Here is a 15,928-nt window from a genome sequence, read left to right as displayed (position 1 = left end):
GGCGGCCTTCTCCCGCAGAAGAGCAGCGAGGGACCTCGCCTGGCCCAAGGTGGCGTGGTGGAAGTCGGCTCCGGTTGCAAGAAGTCGGCCCTGACCTTTCCGAGCGGCCCGCTAACGTGCAGGTGGTGGCGCGGCCGCTCCGGCGAGGCCGCGCGTCCTCGGACGGGTAACCGTGCGGTTTCGTCCCTTTCCTAAAATGGGTGTTGCCCTCCCGGACACAGCCCCCGAGGGGCCTTACGTCGCTCTTGAAAAAATTCACGGCGCGCAACTCGTCCTCGGCTTCGGTGTGGGTGACATGCTCCACGTTGGCAAGCGCAAGGCCTGGCTGGACCCGGAGGAGCCATTCTTCGGCTGGCAGTTGGTGCGTCCCCGACTGGAGGAAGCGGCGCGCGCCCTGCGTGCGGAGTTTGAGCGAAATGGGCTGCTGCTCCCCGGCGCTGACCTGGTGCTGTACGGCGAGCTGTATGGCGGCGGCTATCCGCATGGCGACGTGCCGAGGGTCAATGCCTTCTCACCCATTCAAACGGGCATATGGTATGCCCCGGACCTGCACTGGTCTCCCTTCGCCGCCCTCGTCGCTCAACCTGACGATGAGGGCGGCGAGTTGCTGGCGCTAAACGAGTGGGTGGATCTCGCGGGTGCGGTGGGGCTTATGCTTCCGCCGGTGCTGGCGCGGGGACCGCGGGCGGAACTGATTGCCCTGCCCGAGCGGTTTCTCAGCCGCGTGTCCGCGCGGCACCATCTCCCTCCGCTGACGCAAAACGTGGCCGAGGGGTACGTGCTGTGGCTGGACAGACGCATGCCGCTTGGCCGCCCCATGGCGGCCAAGCGCAAGATCCCCGAGATGCGAGAGGCTGACTTTGACGGGAGTCGCGCCTTCGACCCCCTCCGTGCCCTGCCACTTGCGGACCTCCTGACGCTGGTACCTTTGCTTGTTGGCCGCGCCCGTCTGGAGAGTGCCCGGTCGAAGGTGGGTCCGCACAGCCTGAAGGCTCTCCTCGACGAAGTCGAGCTGGACGTCTTCATCGATCTGGAGGGCACGTTGCCCGCTGCCCTCTCCGCACTGCCCAGGGAGGAAGCGGCGCACCTTGCCCGTGCGGTTCGTCTGGCCGCCGCAGGGCTCATGCGGGGGGAACACTCATGACGCCTGCCCCGCGCCACACCCTCATTCTCAGACCCCCGGCAGCGGAGCAAGGGCCTCTGCCACGCGAGTGGCGGTGAAGAAAATGCGGCAAGGCGCTTTGGCCTGGGCGGACCCGGGCGGACGTGCAACGCTGCGCAGCAGAGGGGATGAAACGGATGATCCGAAAACCGTATCGTGCCCAGCCTCCCTGGTCAGCGGCTGGGCGCCGGCATTGCGCAACGTGGCTGGTTTCCTGCGAGCGAGAACTCGACGGCCACGACGCGCGGTGAGGTGGAGGCCGGGAGGGAACGGGCCTCCACCTCAAAGGGCAAGGCCTCCTCCACGGTCACGCGCGTCCCTGCGGGAAGCTTGACCCGTGCGCCCGACACGACGAGATCCACGAGGCGTGGCAGGTTCACCGTAGAGCGTCCCAGGCAGGCTGAGGCCAGCGCGTTTGAAGCCGTCAACAGGGCCCGGCGCACGCGTGGACCGAGGTGCCCGTCCGCATCGAGTGGAGCGCGGAGCGAGAGGCGGCGGACCTGTGCGGCCTCGGCAAGGCGCGTTGCCTCGCTCGACAGGACGAGGCCCAGAACCCCAGCACCCGGGGCGGACGCGAGGTACGTGGCGTTCGAGGCGCTCGCGCTTGCAAAGTTCACGGTGAAGCCGGGACCGCCCCGAAGCAGGCGCGCGGGATCAGCCGTAGGTTGGCCACCCCCGGCGATTGCAGACGAAGTCACGGTGAGGAGCGCGAAGAGGGCAGAGCCGAGGATGCGGGGCAGAGTCATCTGGCAACAAGGTAGTCAACTTTCTGATTTAACGCTGACTGAGCGCAGCTGTCAAAGAGAGAACTTCTTTTTGACCGATCCCAGCGAGCGAACTTGAAGGCGTATGGCGAGAATGGCGCCGTGAGGGTTGCCCTTCTACATACGGCATGCTTAGAAGGATTCCGGAGCATCCGTTATTTCATAGCTGATGATCCGGAAACCGTATGGCAGAGCAAGGGTCTGGGCGCAGAGCCCAGCTGCCCGAAGGACGGGATGCTGATGCTGCTCGCCTTCTGTTTCAGATTTTACGTTTGGGCCTTGAGCGGAAGAATATCCCAGGGGCGCCGACACGGTTGACGAGGCCGAGCACGTCCCTCCTGGCCCCACCTCCCTGTTTCTCCGATTTGCAGGCCGTCCATACGCGGGCTCCCCCCGCTGCATCTACGTATGAGCGGTCATTCATATATAGTAAGGGCATGACCTCCTCGGCCCCCCGCTCCATGTCGACCCACCTCGAATACTTTGTGGACGGGATGGACTGCGCCGCATGCGTGCAGAAGGTCGAGCGCATGGTGGAGCGGCTGCCCGGCGTGGGTGAGGTGAAGACGAGCTTCAACAAGCAGACCCTCGAGCTGGAGCTGGACGAGGCGCACACCCCCCGGAGTCGCCTCGAGGAGAACCTGCGCGCCTTGGGCTACGCTCCCCGTCCCCTTCGCGTGGCCACGCCCGCTGCGTCTGCCGCAGCCCACCTCGAATACCTTGTGGATGGGATGGACTGCGCCAGTTGCGTCCAGAAAGTCGAGCGCATGGTCGCCACACTGCCAGGCACGGGGGACGTGAAGACGAGCTTCAGCAAACAGACGCTGGCCCTCGCGCTGAACGAGGCGCAGACCTCCCGCGCGACCCTGGAGCGCCACCTGCAGTCCCTGGGCTATACCCCCTCATTGTTGGGGGGAACGCCCGCCGCCGTGGAGCATGACCGCAGCGGCCATGGGCACGCTGGGCACACCCACGGAGCGCCGAAGCCAGGTCAAGCCTGGTACGCGACAGCACAGGGCCGCCTGGTCCTCACTTCCGGCGCCCTGCTCGCTCTCGCCTGGCTGTTCGGATTCGTCGAACCCCGGTTTTCCGTGTACGGCTACGTTGCGGCCACCCTGCTCGGGGTGTGGCCGCTGGGGAAGAAGGCCGTTGCCAGCGCACGCTTCGGAGATCCGTTCAGCATCAACACGCTTGTCAGCCTCGCTGCGGTAGGCGCAGTGCTGATCGGTCAGGCGGCGGAAGGCGCCGTCGTCGTGTTCTTCTTCGCGGTTGGGGAACTGCTGGAGGGCATCGCCGCCGGACGGGCGCGTGCGGGCATTCAGGCGCTGGCGGCCCTCGCGCCCAAGACCGCGCTCCTGCTCGAAGGTCAGGCCACCCGCGAGGTTGCTGCGGACTCACTCGCAGTCGGGCAGACCGTGCAGGTCAACCCGGGGGCGCGCGTGCCCGCCGACGGCACCGTCCTGACCGGCACGTCGAGCCTCGACGACAGTCCGGTGACCGGGGAGAGCGTGCCCGTCGTAAAGAGCGCTGGCAACAGCGTATACGCGGGCAGCATCAACACGGACGGCGTGCTGACGGTGCGGGTGGACAAGGCCGCCCGGGACAACACCATCGCCAGGATCATCCACCTGGTCGAGGAGGCCGAGGGCAGCAAGGCCCCCACCGCCCGCTTTATCGACCGTTTCAGCCGCGCCTATACCCCTGGTGTGGTGGCGGTTTCGGCCCTGGTCGCCCTCATTCCGCCACTGCTGTTCGGCGCCGACTGGTACACCTGGCTCTACAAGGGCATTGCCCTGCTGCTGATCGGGTGCCCCTGCGCGCTGGTCCTCTCGGTCCCCGCCGCCATCACCAGCGCGATCAGCGCTGGAACCCGCCGGGGCCTGCTTATCAAGGGCGGCGGCGCGCTGGAAGCCATCGGCAGCGTCAAGACCGTCGCCTTCGACAAGACCGGCACGCTGACGGCAGGCACGCCCCGCGTGACCGATGTGATCGGGCAGGGGTTGGACCGCGACGAAGTGCTGCGCCTCGCCGCCGCCGTGGAGTCGGGCAGCAGTCACCCTCTGGCAAAAGCCATCACCGGCGCCGCGCAACAGGGCCACCTCACCATGCCCACGGCCGAGAACGCCCAGTCGCTTCCCGGCAAGGCCGTGACCGCCACGGTGGAGGGCCGAGCGCTCAGCGTCAGCTCGCCCCGCCACGCGGCCACGCTCGCGCCTCTCCCCCCCGAGCTCAGCGCAACCATTGAGGCCTTCGAGGCGCAAGGACGTACCACGGTGGTGCTGCTGGACGGCACGACCCCGCTGGGCGTCATCGCCATTCGGGACGAGCCGCGTTCCGATGCCCGGGAGGCCATCGCGCAGCTTCGCGGACTGGGCGTCCAAACCGTGATGCTGACCGGCGACAATGCCCGGACCGGACAGGCCATCGCTCGGGACCTGGGACTGGACGTAAAGGCCGAACTGCTGCCTGAGGACAAGCTCCGCCTCATCGCGGACCTCAAGGCGCAGGGTGGGGTGGCGATGGTGGGCGACGGCATCAACGACGCGCCGGCGCTGGCCCAGTCCGACGTGGGGATTGCGATGGGCGGCGGCACGGATGTGGCGCTCGAAACGGCGGACGCAGCGCTCCTGCAAGAGCGGGTCAGCGGTGTGGCGGACCTTGTGCGGCTCTCCCGCGCGACAATGGGCAATATCAAGGTGAACATCGCCTTTGCGCTGGGCCTCAAGCTGATCTTTCTCGTGACCACCCTGCTGGGCTACACCAACCTCTGGATGGCGGTCCTGGCGGACACCGGCGCAACGGCCCTCGTCACCGCCAATGCCCTGCGCCTGCTCCGCTGGAAGGGGAGTGATTCCGCTCTTCCCAGCCCCGCCACTGCCGCCCCAGTGCCCCACCGCGTCTGAGGAGTTCCGTACCCGTGCTTGCCGGTGACCGCCATATCGGCCGTCAGGTGGCAGCGACGAACGATGGAGAGCACGTCTCCTTGCAGTACGGCCTGCCGTGACGTGAACTGCCCCAAGGCGTCACGCCTCCGGAGCTGAAGAGGTTTGAAGGCGCGCTGTATTCGGGGGACCAGACGCGGGCGGACGCCGGCTGGAAGGGGTGTGTAACGCGCACAAGGCGGCACCTGCACCGCCTGACGTACCCGGCTTGACCGCTTCGTGCAGTCCATTCGCGTTCCGTGACCTCGCGCCAGGGGCGCTCACCCACCGGGCGCCGCCGCTCTGCTCCCCACGGGCACCGAGGTGTCATCCCCCAGCCATCGCCTGATTTCTACAGTTTGCCCACGCGTCCAGCGCGGCGCCCTGGGAGGAACACCATGAACAAGAAGACGAGGGCAACCGGCGTTCTCACCGCCCTGCTCGTGCTGTGCGGGGGGCCCAGTCTCGCGGCGCAGAGCACGGCGGGCGCTCCCCCCAGGACCGCAGCCACTGCCGACACCGTCAGCGGCACGTGGACCGGGAAGTTCGACGACGTGATCGACTTCACCGCCCAGTTCAAGCTGCAGGGCTCGCAGGTGACGGGGACCGTCATGTCCCTCGGCAAGACGTACCGGGTCCAGGGGGAGTGGAAGGCCAGCGCCAATCGCCTCAGCTTCTCATACCAGCACCGCAACGGCACGGTGAAGGTGGTCGGCATGGTTAAGAACGGCGCCTTGCAGGGGGCCTACGACCTGAACGGGCCCGGCACGGTTGCGATGAGGCGGGCGGGCGGAGCAGCCCCGGCGGGTACCCCTGCCGCAACCGCCAACTTCAGCACCCCGACGCCCTATGTCCTCAAGGGCACGGTGAAGAACCCCGCCGGGCAACCCATTCCCGGCGTGGAGGTCTGGGCGGACAACACGCTGCACTACAACATGAATGCGCTCGGGAAGACGGACGCGCAGGGCCGCTTCGTCATCGCGCTGCCCCGAGACCGACTCGGCACGTGGCGCGCGGGCGCCCGCTTCAAGACCGTGTATGACGGCGAGACGTACGAACTTGACCTCGACGTGGACAATGGCGCGGCCTTCGCCACCGATAAGGGCGCTGTCCGCAATTTCACGCTGCTGATCTCGGGGAGGCGGGGGAACGGATACTGGGGCGGCACCGTCTGGGTGTACCCGAGCAGTCGCGGCGGCCACTTCGAGAACAAGGACGTGGAGGTCACCCTCACGCCCGTCGGCCCGCTCATCGGCGGCGGCGTGGGGCAGGTCCTCAGGCGCCGGGTGGACGGCAACACGATCCCGGACGTGCCCCTCGGCAAGTACCGGGTAATGGCGCGCTACGTCCCCAGGTCCGGGCCTGCGGTGGACATGCTGGTAAAGTCGCCGCAGAAGGACGATTGGGCGTCCAGCGGCGTCATCACCTTCCGCCGCGAGCCGCAGTACGGGGTGATGGCCGACTTCGACCTCAGTCTGCCGAGGGTCCCCTGACAGCGGTGGCCCCACGCGCTGCTGGGGTACCCCGGCAACGCGTGGGGCCCGAGCAAAGTGGGAAACCGCGATGGGTCAGGGCGTCGTCGTGAAGCCCTTGCCAGACCCGGGCTGTCCTGCTCGCCCTGCTGTTCGGCCCCACCCAGGAGTGGAGAGCCGGCTGGCTGGATGTGTTTCCCGCCGCCGACGTCCTCAAGCTCAACGCCAGGGACGGTGGGGTTACCGGGGTCTGAGGCCCACTCCTTCAAGTTGGGCGCTGCCGGGGAGGTGTGATCAGGATTCCGGTTGAGCCGTGAGGAGGTAACAGGCCAACCCGAGCGGAGCTGCAACGCTGCGCAGCAGAAGGGATGATGGGCGGGCGTCTTGACAAGGAGAGGTGCCGCGTTTTGACGGTGAGTAGCCTTTCGTGCTGCGGCGCGGAGAAATCTCGGATGCGCAGAGGGAGCGTCTGGAATCCCTGTTTCCACCCCTCCCCGGCTCGGAACGTCCGTACCTTGAACCCCGATCGTCCGGGGCCCCGTGTGGGTTCTCCGAACGGGTACGCCATGGCGCGATGTTCCTGAACGGTTGGGCAAATGGACAACCGCGGGGCGGCTTCAGTACCGAGATTTACCTTCGTGCTGAAGGGCAAGGAAAGCCGGTGGCGTTCGTCCTGAGTGGCGGGCAACGCCACGAGTCAAAACAGCGGCAACCCTTGCTGGTGACAGGAGCAGGTAGGCGGGCAGGACGGGGACGCCCGAGAATTTGTTCCGGCCGCCGGTTCGCCGGTAAGGGCTACGGCCACACGGTCGTCCGGAAGCACTCACCTGCTTGTGGGACGCGTATGTCGATTCCCGGACGCAAGGATCAGGGGCCGAACATCTGCTTCGGTGCGGCTGTGTATAGGGAGCGCAACAAGGTGGAGCGCCTGTTGAACTCCTTGAAGAACTTTCGCCGAAGCGCAACCCGTTGTCGCAAGCGCGCTGTGGGTTTCCAAGGCTGGCCATCTTGCTCTGGCCCTGACTGGTCGAACCCAACGTATCCAACTCCATGCCGCGTTTTTCCAGGCGCGGCGTGCCATGACTCGGGCGGTCTCGCGCATTTGTCGGCATTGCGCCCCGCGTAAAAGGGCACCCCACCCCTCACGGCGCCATTCGCACTGCAGTTCACGCGCCGGGCCCGGTCAAAAAGCAGTCGGCACTTTGACACATGCGCCAGGTGCAGCAGAGCGTGCAGTAGCGGGCCGTTGCCGCTCCTGACGCGCCACCGTCCATATTCGCCCCACAGTAGGACAGTACACATGTCCAAAGGAGGCCGTGGAGACCTCTGCCTGCGCCTGTTCCCGCACCCGGTTAAGCCCCCTTCGGGAAACGCTGGGCAGTCCGGCAGACCGAGGCCACAGGGAGTGAAATGCATCCCCGCTTCTGTTGGAACTTTGCGGGTACCGCTTGTGCACCAGACAACGCAACGGCTCCACGGCCGCTGGGGTCAGCAGGACGAACCGTGGCCCCTGAGGAGCTCGCGTGCCCACCCTCCAGGGGCGGCAAAAGCAAGGCGCGGCACCAGGGGTGCGGGGAGCCGCGCGCTACACTCGCGCCGTGAGAATCACTTCTCAAGACGACACCTGTGAAGTGACCTGCGTTCACCCGGAAGCGGTGGAGCGGGCCCGGGCAGCCCTGCCCGAGCCCGACTGCGTGGGCCGGGCCAGCGAGCTGCTCAAGGTGGTGGCCGATCCGAGCCGCCTGAAACTGCTCAGCGCGCTTCACCTGGGTGAGCTGTGCGTGTGTGACCTGGCTGCCGTGGTGGGGCTCAGCGAGAGTGCCGTGAGCCACCAGCTCCGCGTGTTGCGGGCGCACCGGGTGGTCACCTTCCGCAAGGAGGGCCGCATCGCGTACTACCGCCTGCTGGACCACCACGTGACCGCCCTGATCGAGAGTGCCCTGGACCATGCCAGCGAGTAGCGTCTTGTGGAGCCGCGTTGCCGCCCTGCTCGCGCTGGAACGCTTCGGCCTCGGACGCTGGAAGCAGCCGGCGGCTCCGCCGTACTGCAAACAGCCGGGCACCCCCTGGAGTGGTCTGACCCCACTGCCATCAGGACTGCCGCCGGAGTGTTCCGGGAGCCAGAGCCGCCAGCGAGAAGTGCGTTCGGGGCAGAGCCAGGCGGAACTCTACCAGCTGAAGGGGTCGTCACCCCAGGTCCTGCTGCACAGGCAAGGCGTATAGAGCGTTTGACCAAAAGAGGACTTCTTTTTGACCGGGCCCGGCGCGCGAACCTCCGCGCGAAGGGGGAGAATGGGGCGCCGTGAGGGAGGTGCCCTTTTACGCGCAGCGCCCCATTCCGACAAATGCGCCAGGACGGTTTGGGGACCATCCGTTCCGTCCCTCTGCTGCGCAGCGTTGTACGTCCGCTCGGCTTAATGGGTGACCTCCTCACAGAGAAACCGCAATCCCTGCGTTTCCTGGCCGTGTGAAGAAGGGGGCGAAGCGGGCCGGATTCCCCCGCTTCAAGCCTGCCCAGCGCTGGGCTTCGGTCAGGTTCAAGCAGTGCCGCGACAACGGGAGGAGCGGCTGGGCAGCCTGCGGCAGGCCAGTGGATGAGGGGCGGCGTATCAGCATCCCGAAAATCGGGAACGTCAGAATCAAGCTGCGCCGCCTGCTGGAAGGCAAAACCAAGAACCAGCAGATCGCCCACGACTGCGGTCAGTGGTTCGCCGCCTCCACCTGCAAAGCTCCGCTGCTCCCACTCCCGGCAACAGGGAGCAGCGTCGGCCTCAATCCGGCGACGACGTGGTTTGCCGTCACGCCGGAAGGGAAGTTCCCCGTTCCCTGGAACGAACAAGCGAGAGACCCGACCGCTCAGGCCGGGTCTCTCTGCGCTCTCCTTACTTTTTGCCGAAGACGACGGTGTTTTTCATGCCGCGTTCCTCGTGGTCTCCCACGGGGCAGTCAGCCTCATACGTCCCAGCGGGGAGCTTCACGAGGAGGACGCTTTTTTCGCCCGCACGCAGCACAGGCGTGGCAATCTCGAAGTTCTGGTTGCCCAACTTGCCTTCCAGTTTAAAAGCGTGCGGATACTGGCCGTCGTTCTCGACCTCGAAGCGCGCCGCCGTCCCCTTGATGTTGACCGTCTGCATTCCCAGCGTCCATTCCTTGAGCTTGACCTGAACGGTCTGCACCTGCGCCGCGCCACTCTGGGCGGAAGTGCTGTTTGCCTGTGCGCCGACCATACCTGCCAGAAGTCCCATTCCCAATAGTCCTGCGCCAAGTCCTGCCTTCATGCGTTCCTCCCCGGTGTGTGGGGCGTATTCCCAGCCCCTGCGTACTCCTTTGTCACCGTCATGGGCCGTCTGTTGGACGCGCCCAAACCATGCGGTCAACGGTGTCCGGCGACATGGTGGCCGTGGTCATCGCCGGGTTCCTGCTGCCCGCCCCGCCCACGGTCATCTCCCGCTTCCCCGTGGGTGCCCCGGTCATCACGGGGCTCGGCTTCCCGCGGGGCAGAAGAGGACGGGTCGTGGGCAGCGTGTTGCGCGTGCCCACCGTGGTGTCCGGGGCCCGTTTCGCGGGCCAGGGCGGGCGTCAGGGTGAGCAGGCTGGACAAGGCGATGATGTAAGGAACGGTGTTGCGCTTCATGGGGACCTCCTTGGGTGCCTTCACTGTAGGCAAGACCCCCCTCACGCCGACACGGACCGGAGACCGGGTGGCCTCACCGGACCATCGTCCCAGACCACCCCCGACTTTGGTCCTACCCCCGCCGCGACGCGGCCTGAGGCTGGGCGTGAAAAGGGAGCGGTGGGCGCAAGTGGCAGCGCTTGAGTGGGGGGCGTAACGCCGGCCACGGGGATTTGCATCTGGTCCCGCTGTTGCGCCCCCTGTACCACGGGGAGAGCGTCCTGGCGGCCGTGTTCGGTCTCCGCGCAGGAAGCCGAAGCAGGTGCGCGCCTGGGCAGGGGCGTGGCGGACGGTGTTTGATCCGGGCCAGGCCGTGGTGCGGGAAATTGGGGAAACTGCCGTGTGAAGCGTGAACTGGCGTTCGGCGCACCTCCTGGACGCAACTGTGCGCTCCCTCCTCGGGCAAGCCCTGCCGGCCCTGTGCGGGCACTTGACCCTGAGTCGGGAAGAGCAGCGCTGGAAAGTGCAGCTGTCCGGTCTCCCCCCGGCGTTCTCCGGGGAAGACCGGACGGGTCCTGGCGCCCGCACCCTGGGCCCAGGAAACAGTGTTATGCGACGCTTCAGGTGTTTCTGGTTTCGGTAAAATCGTCTGGGGAGACATTCATGTCCACGCCAAAACGGGAAGAGACGGCGAACCATGCTGGATTAACTGGGCTTCCCGGCACTTCCGGCCTTCCAGCATTGCGGGCCGCGGTCATACAGGTGGAGCAACTGTGCGCAGTGGAAGATCCCGCAGGTCCTCTAGAGGCGTGCGCAGCCATTCTTCAGGCGCAGGCCCACGGTCGTCCTGCCCTGGAGGCGCGCGTCCGACTTGCGTATGCGTGGGGACTGGTAGAGCAGCGTCCCTCGGAAGCGCGGGTGCAGATTGACGCGGCGGCAAAGCAGGCAAAAATCGCCGGTGACGCGGGGCTGCAGGCCCACGCGCAGTGTCTGTCCGGTCGTCTCGCTGTCGGGCAAAGTGACGCTCCGACCACCCTGCGCTGCGGCCACCAGGCCCTGAAACTGGCGCAGGCGGCGGCCGTCACGGAGCACATCGTCCACGCCCACAGTCTGATTGGCATTGCGCACCTGCTGGTAGGAGACCATGCCCGGGCGCTCGTGCATCAGGAAGAGGTGCTCCGGCACCTGGAGGCGGTGCAGTCTCCCTCTCTGAAAACCGTCTTGCTGTGCGACGTGGGCGCGAGCTTCAACGATTTCGGAACCCCGGATGACGCCCGCACCTTCCTGGAACGGGCACTCACCCTGGTGCACACCCACGCGCTGCACTTCTCCAGCATTCTGGTACGTGAGAACCTGGGCCGCACGCTGTTGCAACTTGGGGAACACGCGGCCGGCACAGCGCTGCTGCAAGAAGGCCTGACGCGCGCCGTGGCAGGCGGGTACACCCGGTGGGAAGCGTACATTCGGTGCACACTGGGCGAGCACCTCGTCATGCAGGGTCACGTGGACGAGGGGTACGCGCACCTTCAGCAAGCGGTGGCGGCGTCGCGGAAAGGTGAGGACCCCTTGCTGACCTCCGTGACGCTCTCCACACTGGGCCGCGCCTTGCGGCATCTGGGCCAGTTGGAAAAGGCGCAAGTGTACTTGAGAGACGCGCTGCGCGTGGCGCAGGAAGCGGCGCTGCTGGGACCGTGCAAATTGGCCCATCAGGAACTCAGCGGGGTGTTGGCACAGCGGCAGGAATACCGCGCAGCCCTGCAGCATTTTCAGCAGTACCACGAACTTGCCATGAAGGTGCAATTGGAAGAGTCTCGCCGTCACGCGCAGCTCCTGGTGCTGCAGCAGGACCTCGACCGTGAACGTGAGCAGTCAGAGGCGCAGCGCCGGGTGAACCGGGAATTGCGGGAAGCGCACGCACGGATGCAGGAACAGGCCGCGCAACTGTCCCGGTTGGCCAACGAAGACCCGCTCACCGGTCTCGCCAACCGCCGGCAGTTCCTCTCGCAACTGGCTGAAAGCTTGACGGGCGACCAGGCGGTCGCGGTGATGCTGGTCGACGTCGATCACTTCAAGCGGATCAACGACAAATACGGTCATCCGGCGGGGGACCAGGTGTTGCGGCGACTCGGGCAGATTCTGCAGCAGCACACGCGAGTGAAGGATGTGGTGGCCCGCATCGGTGGGGAAGAGTTCGCGGTCCTCCTCAAGGGGACCCTGGCCGCCGCGGCACGCACGACGGCAGAACGCATGCGCGCAGCGGTGGCGCAGGAGGCGTGGCCAATCCTGACAGAGGGTGAGGCGGTGACCGTGAGTGTGGGCGTGGCCCACAGTGAGGATGGCCGCGATGAGCGTCAGTTGATGGTCCTGGGGGACCGCCGGCTGTACCGAGCGAAACATCAGGGACGCAATCAAGTGGTGTAGCCGGTCGCCCAAGACCACGGGGAAGACCGACGCGCCGCACGGCAGGTCCGGAAGCGCGAGGAGCTGCTGCGCCAGCACGGCGACTGCGCCCCACCCCATGAGGGAAAGCGGGCGCCGCTGGCGGGACCATTCGGCGCGCGCAACGTCACGAAAGCAGGAACGGTGTTCACGCCTCCGCTGCGCAGCTGGGGCGTGACACAGTTTCAGGTTGGCGATGCAGTCACGGGCCAGTCCGAGCGGACGCGCAACGCTGCGCCGCAATGGGGGCAGGAAAAACGGTGACATGGCGGCGAGGAAGCACCGGAGCGGAGGAGACGGAGCGGATGAACCGGAATCCTTGTGACACCCGGGGTCAGGGGTACTCCCCTGGCTTCCGTCTGGACACGGAGCCCAGCGCGATCACGGTGGCGACGGCCATCAGGCCTCCGGTGAGCAGGAAGGTCAGCCGCATGCCAGCCCCGATGCCCGTGGAACCCGCATGCGCGAAATCTCCTGTTCCGACGCCCAGAGCGAAGACGGCGCCCAGAGCGGACGCCCCCGCAAGCAGTCCGGTATTGCGCGACAGGCTGAGCAGTCCCGAGATGGTGCCGCGTCGGTCCTTGGGAATGGCCGCCAGCGCCGCTGTGTTGTTGGCCGCCTGGAAGAGCTGATAGCCCAGTGTCAAGACGGTGATGGACAGCGCATAGCCAGCAACGCCGATCAGATTTGGCAGAAGCGCCAGGAGGAACGATCCGCTGGCCAGCAACACAAGCCCAGCTGCGAGCACCCGCCTGCTTCCGTAGGCATCGACGAGCCGCCCGGAGGGAACGCCGCTGACGCTGGAGATCACAGGACCGATCGCCATGATGGATCCCACGGCCGTTTCCTTCAAACCCAGACCAAAACGGAGGAAGAACGGGCTGACCACCAGCGTTGCCATCATGACGGCGGCGACCAGCAGATTGACAAGCAGGTTGGACGCGAGGCCCCGGTTCAGTACAGCCCAGAAGCTCGCCGCGGAGGACTTTGGCGCCTTGGTATGGTTTGGCAGCGCGGTGAAGGTGAGCCCCAGGGTGATAACCGCCAGCGGGCACAGGACCCAAAAGACGCCGCGCCACCCCGTGGCCAGAACCAACGCCCCCCCAAGTGGAGGGCCGAGCGCCGTGCCAAGCGCTGAAACCGTACCGAGCAGACCCATGGCCCGCCCCACATGGCCCCCGCTTGCCACCTGGCGCGTCAGCGCCACCGGGAGCGTCATGAGGAAGGCTGCACCGACGCCTTGAAGCGCTCTGAAACCCACGAGCCAGCGCAGGTTGGGCGCGGCGCTGCACAGCAGTGACGCCCCAGCGAACAGGCAGAGGCCCACGAGTAGCATCGGTTTCAGGCCGTGGCTGTCGCCCAGCCGCCCGGCGATGAGGGACGACACCGTGAGGGCGGCGAGGTAGGCGACGACGACCCCCTGCACCTCGGAGAACGGTGCAGAAAAAGCCTCGCCTAAGGTTGGCAGGGCAATGTTGGCAATACTGGTGCCGAGGGATGCCAGGAGCATCGACAGCGCCAGTGCGGTGGTGATTCCCGGTTGTCGTCCGCCCGGTACGGGTGATTGCGCCTGTTTCATCGGCTTTCCCTCTTCCCTGTGAATTCCATGGAGGGTAAGCTAGGACTTCAAGTCGACTTGAGGTCAAGCTATGGAATTCCTGGATATCGGAGAAGTCGCCGCCAAGAGTGGTCTGAAACCGTCCGCACTGCGCCATTACGAGGAGGTTGGCCTGATCTCCTCCGTCTCCCGGCATGGGCTGCGCCGACAGTTTTCGCCGGAGGTCCTGTTGCAGCTCAAGTTGATTTCGCTGGGGAAACTGGCAGGATTTTCGCTTTGCGAGATTGCTGGGATGCTGGGCAGCTCCGGCGTGCCGGCCTTGCCCCGCGCCGCGCTCCACCGAAAGGCCAACGCGATTGACCAGCAGATCCACGGGTTGACCGTTCTGCGCGACACGCTCCGCCACGTTGCTGACTGTCCAGCCCCGTCACATCTGGAATGCCCTACCTTCAGGCGGCTCGTTGAGGCCGCTGGCAAGCGCGGCAGGGGAACCGGGAAGTAGGTCTCGCCGGTCCAGGAGCCACGGTGAGGCGGAGAAACGGGCTGACAGGAGCGGTGAAGCCGGCCGTTTCAACGGCGCCCTTCCGCTCTGAGGCCCGGGGCCCGGGGCCGCTCCCGCTGCCACGGCGAGCGCTGACCGTGGGGGTGGCGCCTGCCGAACGACGCCATTCACCCCCGGCCTTTCTCGCGGCCTGCCGGCAAGGCTGGACAGCACACCGCAACTCCGGATGAACCGCAGGCCGTCGCCGCCCTTCGTGGTGGCCGCACCGCCTGCTGCCAGGGCGTGGCGAGCGCTCCCCTGCGCCTCAGAGCGGAAGACCGTCTCCCCTTGGTGCAGGCCAGCCAAGAGGTCTGGGCGAACCGGGAATTCCAGGCGGCCGAGGGGGAAGGTGGGGAGACAATCTGGAGCGGTTCACGTCCTCGTTCTGGCCGCAAGCGCAGGAGGGTCCGTCGGCCGCAGAGGACACTGCCGGAGCGCCGGTGGGAAGCGGCTGGGAACGGGGTGGGGGCTGCGAAGTCCCGTTCGCCCCGGCGAGTTCAGAGGAGATGACGCGCACGCAGCAGTTGCGCGAACGTCTGCCGCTGGATTTCGGTCAGTGGCGACGCCAGTCGAGAGAGGAATGTGCCCAGCGGGATCTGCTCTCCGAGCTCTTCCAGGGCGTCCTCTATCGCGAATTCAGCCATTGGCCCGAGCACTTGAGTCAGGCCATTGAGAACGACCTGGGTCTGCTCTGGTGTCAGGCTCTGGACCTGCGCCTGACTGCGCCGTACCCATACGGTCGCCTGAGCGACGGCAGCGGTAACGTCGGCCGCCGTGACGCCCGCAAGGCGGGCGATCTCCTCGGCCGTTCGTACTCCATCCACTTGATGCAGGACGCGCCACAGCGAAAACGGTAAGGGCGACTGATCGGTGAGTCCGGACGGCCAGACTGGCGGTAGTGCACCCAGGGGCGGGGCACCCCTCTCGTCTGGAGAGGGGCGCCGGGCCATCCGCACGGACGCTGCTCCCTGGGTTGAGGGGCGGGTCACTGGGTTTCCCTGAGAGCAGATCCACGGTTGTCTTCGTGGGGGGAAGGCAAGCGGGGGGAACGCAAGGAGACTGGACGGGAAGGAGGGGCAGCCCCCTGGACACCCAGTCCTGACAGTTGCCGCGTTGATGTTTTGGTCATGGCCTCTCCTGCGGGTTGAGCAAGGTTCGGCTGGAGCGTTCCCCCTCTCCAACCATCAGCCTCCTGGACTGAGGATGATATTAATGCAAATTGTTGTAAAAAAGTCGAACAGTTTGTCTAAACTATGGGATTCGCGGTGTCTCTCTTGGAGAAATATGCATTTTGTTGAGGTAATCCTTCCACATCGCTGCTGAAGGCCCAACGGTGGCGGACTGCCGCTGATGAACAGGAAGCGGAGTGGAGCTCGAAACCGGTTGCCGCGTCCCACCGCTGGTGTTCGGCCTTTCGCGCATTGGTCCGAATGGCGCCGCGCGTAGAAGGGCACCCTT

11 protein-coding genes are annotated in these 15,928 nt (G+C 66.3%); 6 read left to right on the top strand and 5 right to left on the bottom strand.

Going from position 1 to position 15,928, the window contains the following annotated elements:
- Positions 1-196 precede the first annotated feature (196 nt).
- On the top strand, positions 197-1,144 hold the full coding sequence (locus B9A95_RS07495; RefSeq protein ID WP_084046308.1) for an RNA ligase family protein: 948 nt from the start codon (positions 197-199) through the stop codon (positions 1,142-1,144).
- A gap of 191 nt (positions 1,145-1,335) precedes the next feature.
- Here B9A95_RS07495 and B9A95_RS07490 read toward each other — a convergent pair whose 3' ends face one another.
- On the bottom strand, positions 1,336-1,908 hold the full coding sequence (locus B9A95_RS07490; protein ID WP_084046307.1) for a hypothetical protein: 573 nt from the start codon (positions 1,906-1,908) through the stop codon (positions 1,336-1,338).
- A 455-nt stretch (positions 1,909-2,363) separates the two neighbouring features.
- On the opposite strand from B9A95_RS07490, the gene B9A95_RS07485 reads away from it, so the two are divergent.
- The 3 genes from B9A95_RS07485 (at position 2,364) to B9A95_RS07470 (ending at position 8,280) form a co-directional block, all read left to right on the top strand.
- Positions 2,364-4,829 carry a heavy metal translocating P-type ATPase gene (locus tag B9A95_RS07485; RefSeq protein ID WP_084046306.1) on the top strand — a complete coding sequence of 822 codons (2,466 nt, stop codon included), beginning with the start codon at positions 2,364-2,366 and terminating at the stop codon, positions 4,827-4,829.
- A 416-nt stretch (positions 4,830-5,245) separates the two neighbouring features.
- A complete protein-coding gene (locus B9A95_RS07480; protein ID WP_084046305.1) occupies positions 5,246-6,340 on the top strand; it encodes a hypothetical protein in 1,095 nt (364 codons plus the stop codon).
- 1,577 nt (positions 6,341-7,917) lie between these two features.
- On the top strand, positions 7,918-8,280 hold the full coding sequence (locus tag B9A95_RS07470) for an ArsR/SmtB family transcription factor (RefSeq protein ID WP_084046546.1): 363 nt from the start codon (positions 7,918-7,920) through the stop codon (positions 8,278-8,280).
- 921 nt (positions 8,281-9,201) lie between these two features.
- Here the strand turns inward: B9A95_RS07470 and B9A95_RS35140 are convergent.
- Positions 9,202-9,597 (bottom strand): hypothetical protein, encoded by a 396-nt coding sequence (locus B9A95_RS35140; RefSeq protein ID WP_245808176.1) that lies wholly within the window; start codon positions 9,595-9,597, stop codon positions 9,202-9,204.
- A gap of 95 nt (positions 9,598-9,692) precedes the next feature.
- The gene (locus B9A95_RS07455; protein WP_084046303.1) at positions 9,693-9,953 is read right to left on the bottom strand and encodes a hypothetical protein; all 261 of its coding nucleotides are present in this window, start codon (positions 9,951-9,953) and stop codon (positions 9,693-9,695) included.
- Between the two features lie 642 nt (positions 9,954-10,595).
- Here B9A95_RS07455 and B9A95_RS07450 point away from each other — a divergent pair.
- Complete coding sequence (locus tag B9A95_RS07450; RefSeq protein WP_084046302.1) at positions 10,596-12,353, top strand: tetratricopeptide repeat-containing diguanylate cyclase; 1,758 nt, start codon at positions 10,596-10,598, stop codon at positions 12,351-12,353.
- Positions 12,354-12,705: 352 nt separating this feature from the next.
- Here B9A95_RS07450 and B9A95_RS07445 read toward each other — a convergent pair whose 3' ends face one another.
- Positions 12,706-13,950, bottom strand: coding sequence for an MFS transporter (locus B9A95_RS07445; protein WP_084046301.1), 1,245 nt, complete (start codon positions 13,948-13,950; stop codon positions 12,706-12,708).
- A gap of 70 nt (positions 13,951-14,020) precedes the next feature.
- Here B9A95_RS07445 and B9A95_RS07440 point away from each other — a divergent pair, with 70 nt between their 5' ends.
- Positions 14,021-14,431, top strand: coding sequence for a helix-turn-helix domain-containing protein (locus B9A95_RS07440; protein ID WP_084046300.1), 411 nt, complete (start codon positions 14,021-14,023; stop codon positions 14,429-14,431).
- 536 nt (positions 14,432-14,967) lie between these two features.
- On the opposite strand, the gene B9A95_RS31770 is transcribed toward B9A95_RS07440, so the two are convergent.
- A complete protein-coding gene (locus B9A95_RS31770; protein ID WP_139806568.1) occupies positions 14,968-15,294 on the bottom strand; it encodes a DUF8082 domain-containing protein in 327 nt (108 codons plus the stop codon).
- Between the last annotated feature and the right edge of the window lie 634 nt (positions 15,295-15,928).

Source organism: Deinococcus hopiensis KR-140, from assembly GCF_900176165.1.
Taxonomy (GTDB): Bacteria; Deinococcota; Deinococci; order Deinococcales; family Deinococcaceae; genus Deinococcus; species Deinococcus hopiensis.
The sequence above is the reverse complement of the archived record's forward strand: the minus strand, read 5'-3'. Positions and strand labels throughout refer to the sequence as shown.

Bases quoted from the DNA above. Each gene is read 5' to 3' on its own strand.
- B9A95_RS07495 (WP_084046308.1), top strand. From the start codon at position 197: ATGGGTGTTGCCCTCCCGGACACAGCCCCCGAGGGGCCTTACGTCGCT.
- B9A95_RS07490 (WP_084046307.1), bottom strand. From the start codon at position 1,908: ATGACTCTGCCCCGCATCCTCGGCTCTGCCCTCTTCGCGCTCCTCACC.
- B9A95_RS07485 (WP_084046306.1), top strand. From the start codon at position 2,364: ATGACCTCCTCGGCCCCCCGCTCCATGTCGACCCACCTCGAATACTTT.
- B9A95_RS07480 (WP_084046305.1), top strand. From the start codon at position 5,246: ATGAACAAGAAGACGAGGGCAACCGGCGTTCTCACCGCCCTGCTCGTG.
- B9A95_RS35140 (WP_245808176.1), bottom strand. From the start codon at position 9,597: ATGAAGGCAGGACTTGGCGCAGGACTATTGGGAATGGGACTTCTGGCA.
- B9A95_RS07455 (WP_084046303.1), bottom strand. From the start codon at position 9,953: ATGAAGCGCAACACCGTTCCTTACATCATCGCCTTGTCCAGCCTGCTC.
- B9A95_RS07450 (WP_084046302.1), top strand. From the start codon at position 10,596: ATGTCCACGCCAAAACGGGAAGAGACGGCGAACCATGCTGGATTAACT.
- B9A95_RS07445 (WP_084046301.1), bottom strand. From the start codon at position 13,950: ATGAAACAGGCGCAATCACCCGTACCGGGCGGACGACAACCGGGAATC.
- B9A95_RS07440 (WP_084046300.1), top strand. From the start codon at position 14,021: ATGGAATTCCTGGATATCGGAGAAGTCGCCGCCAAGAGTGGTCTGAAA.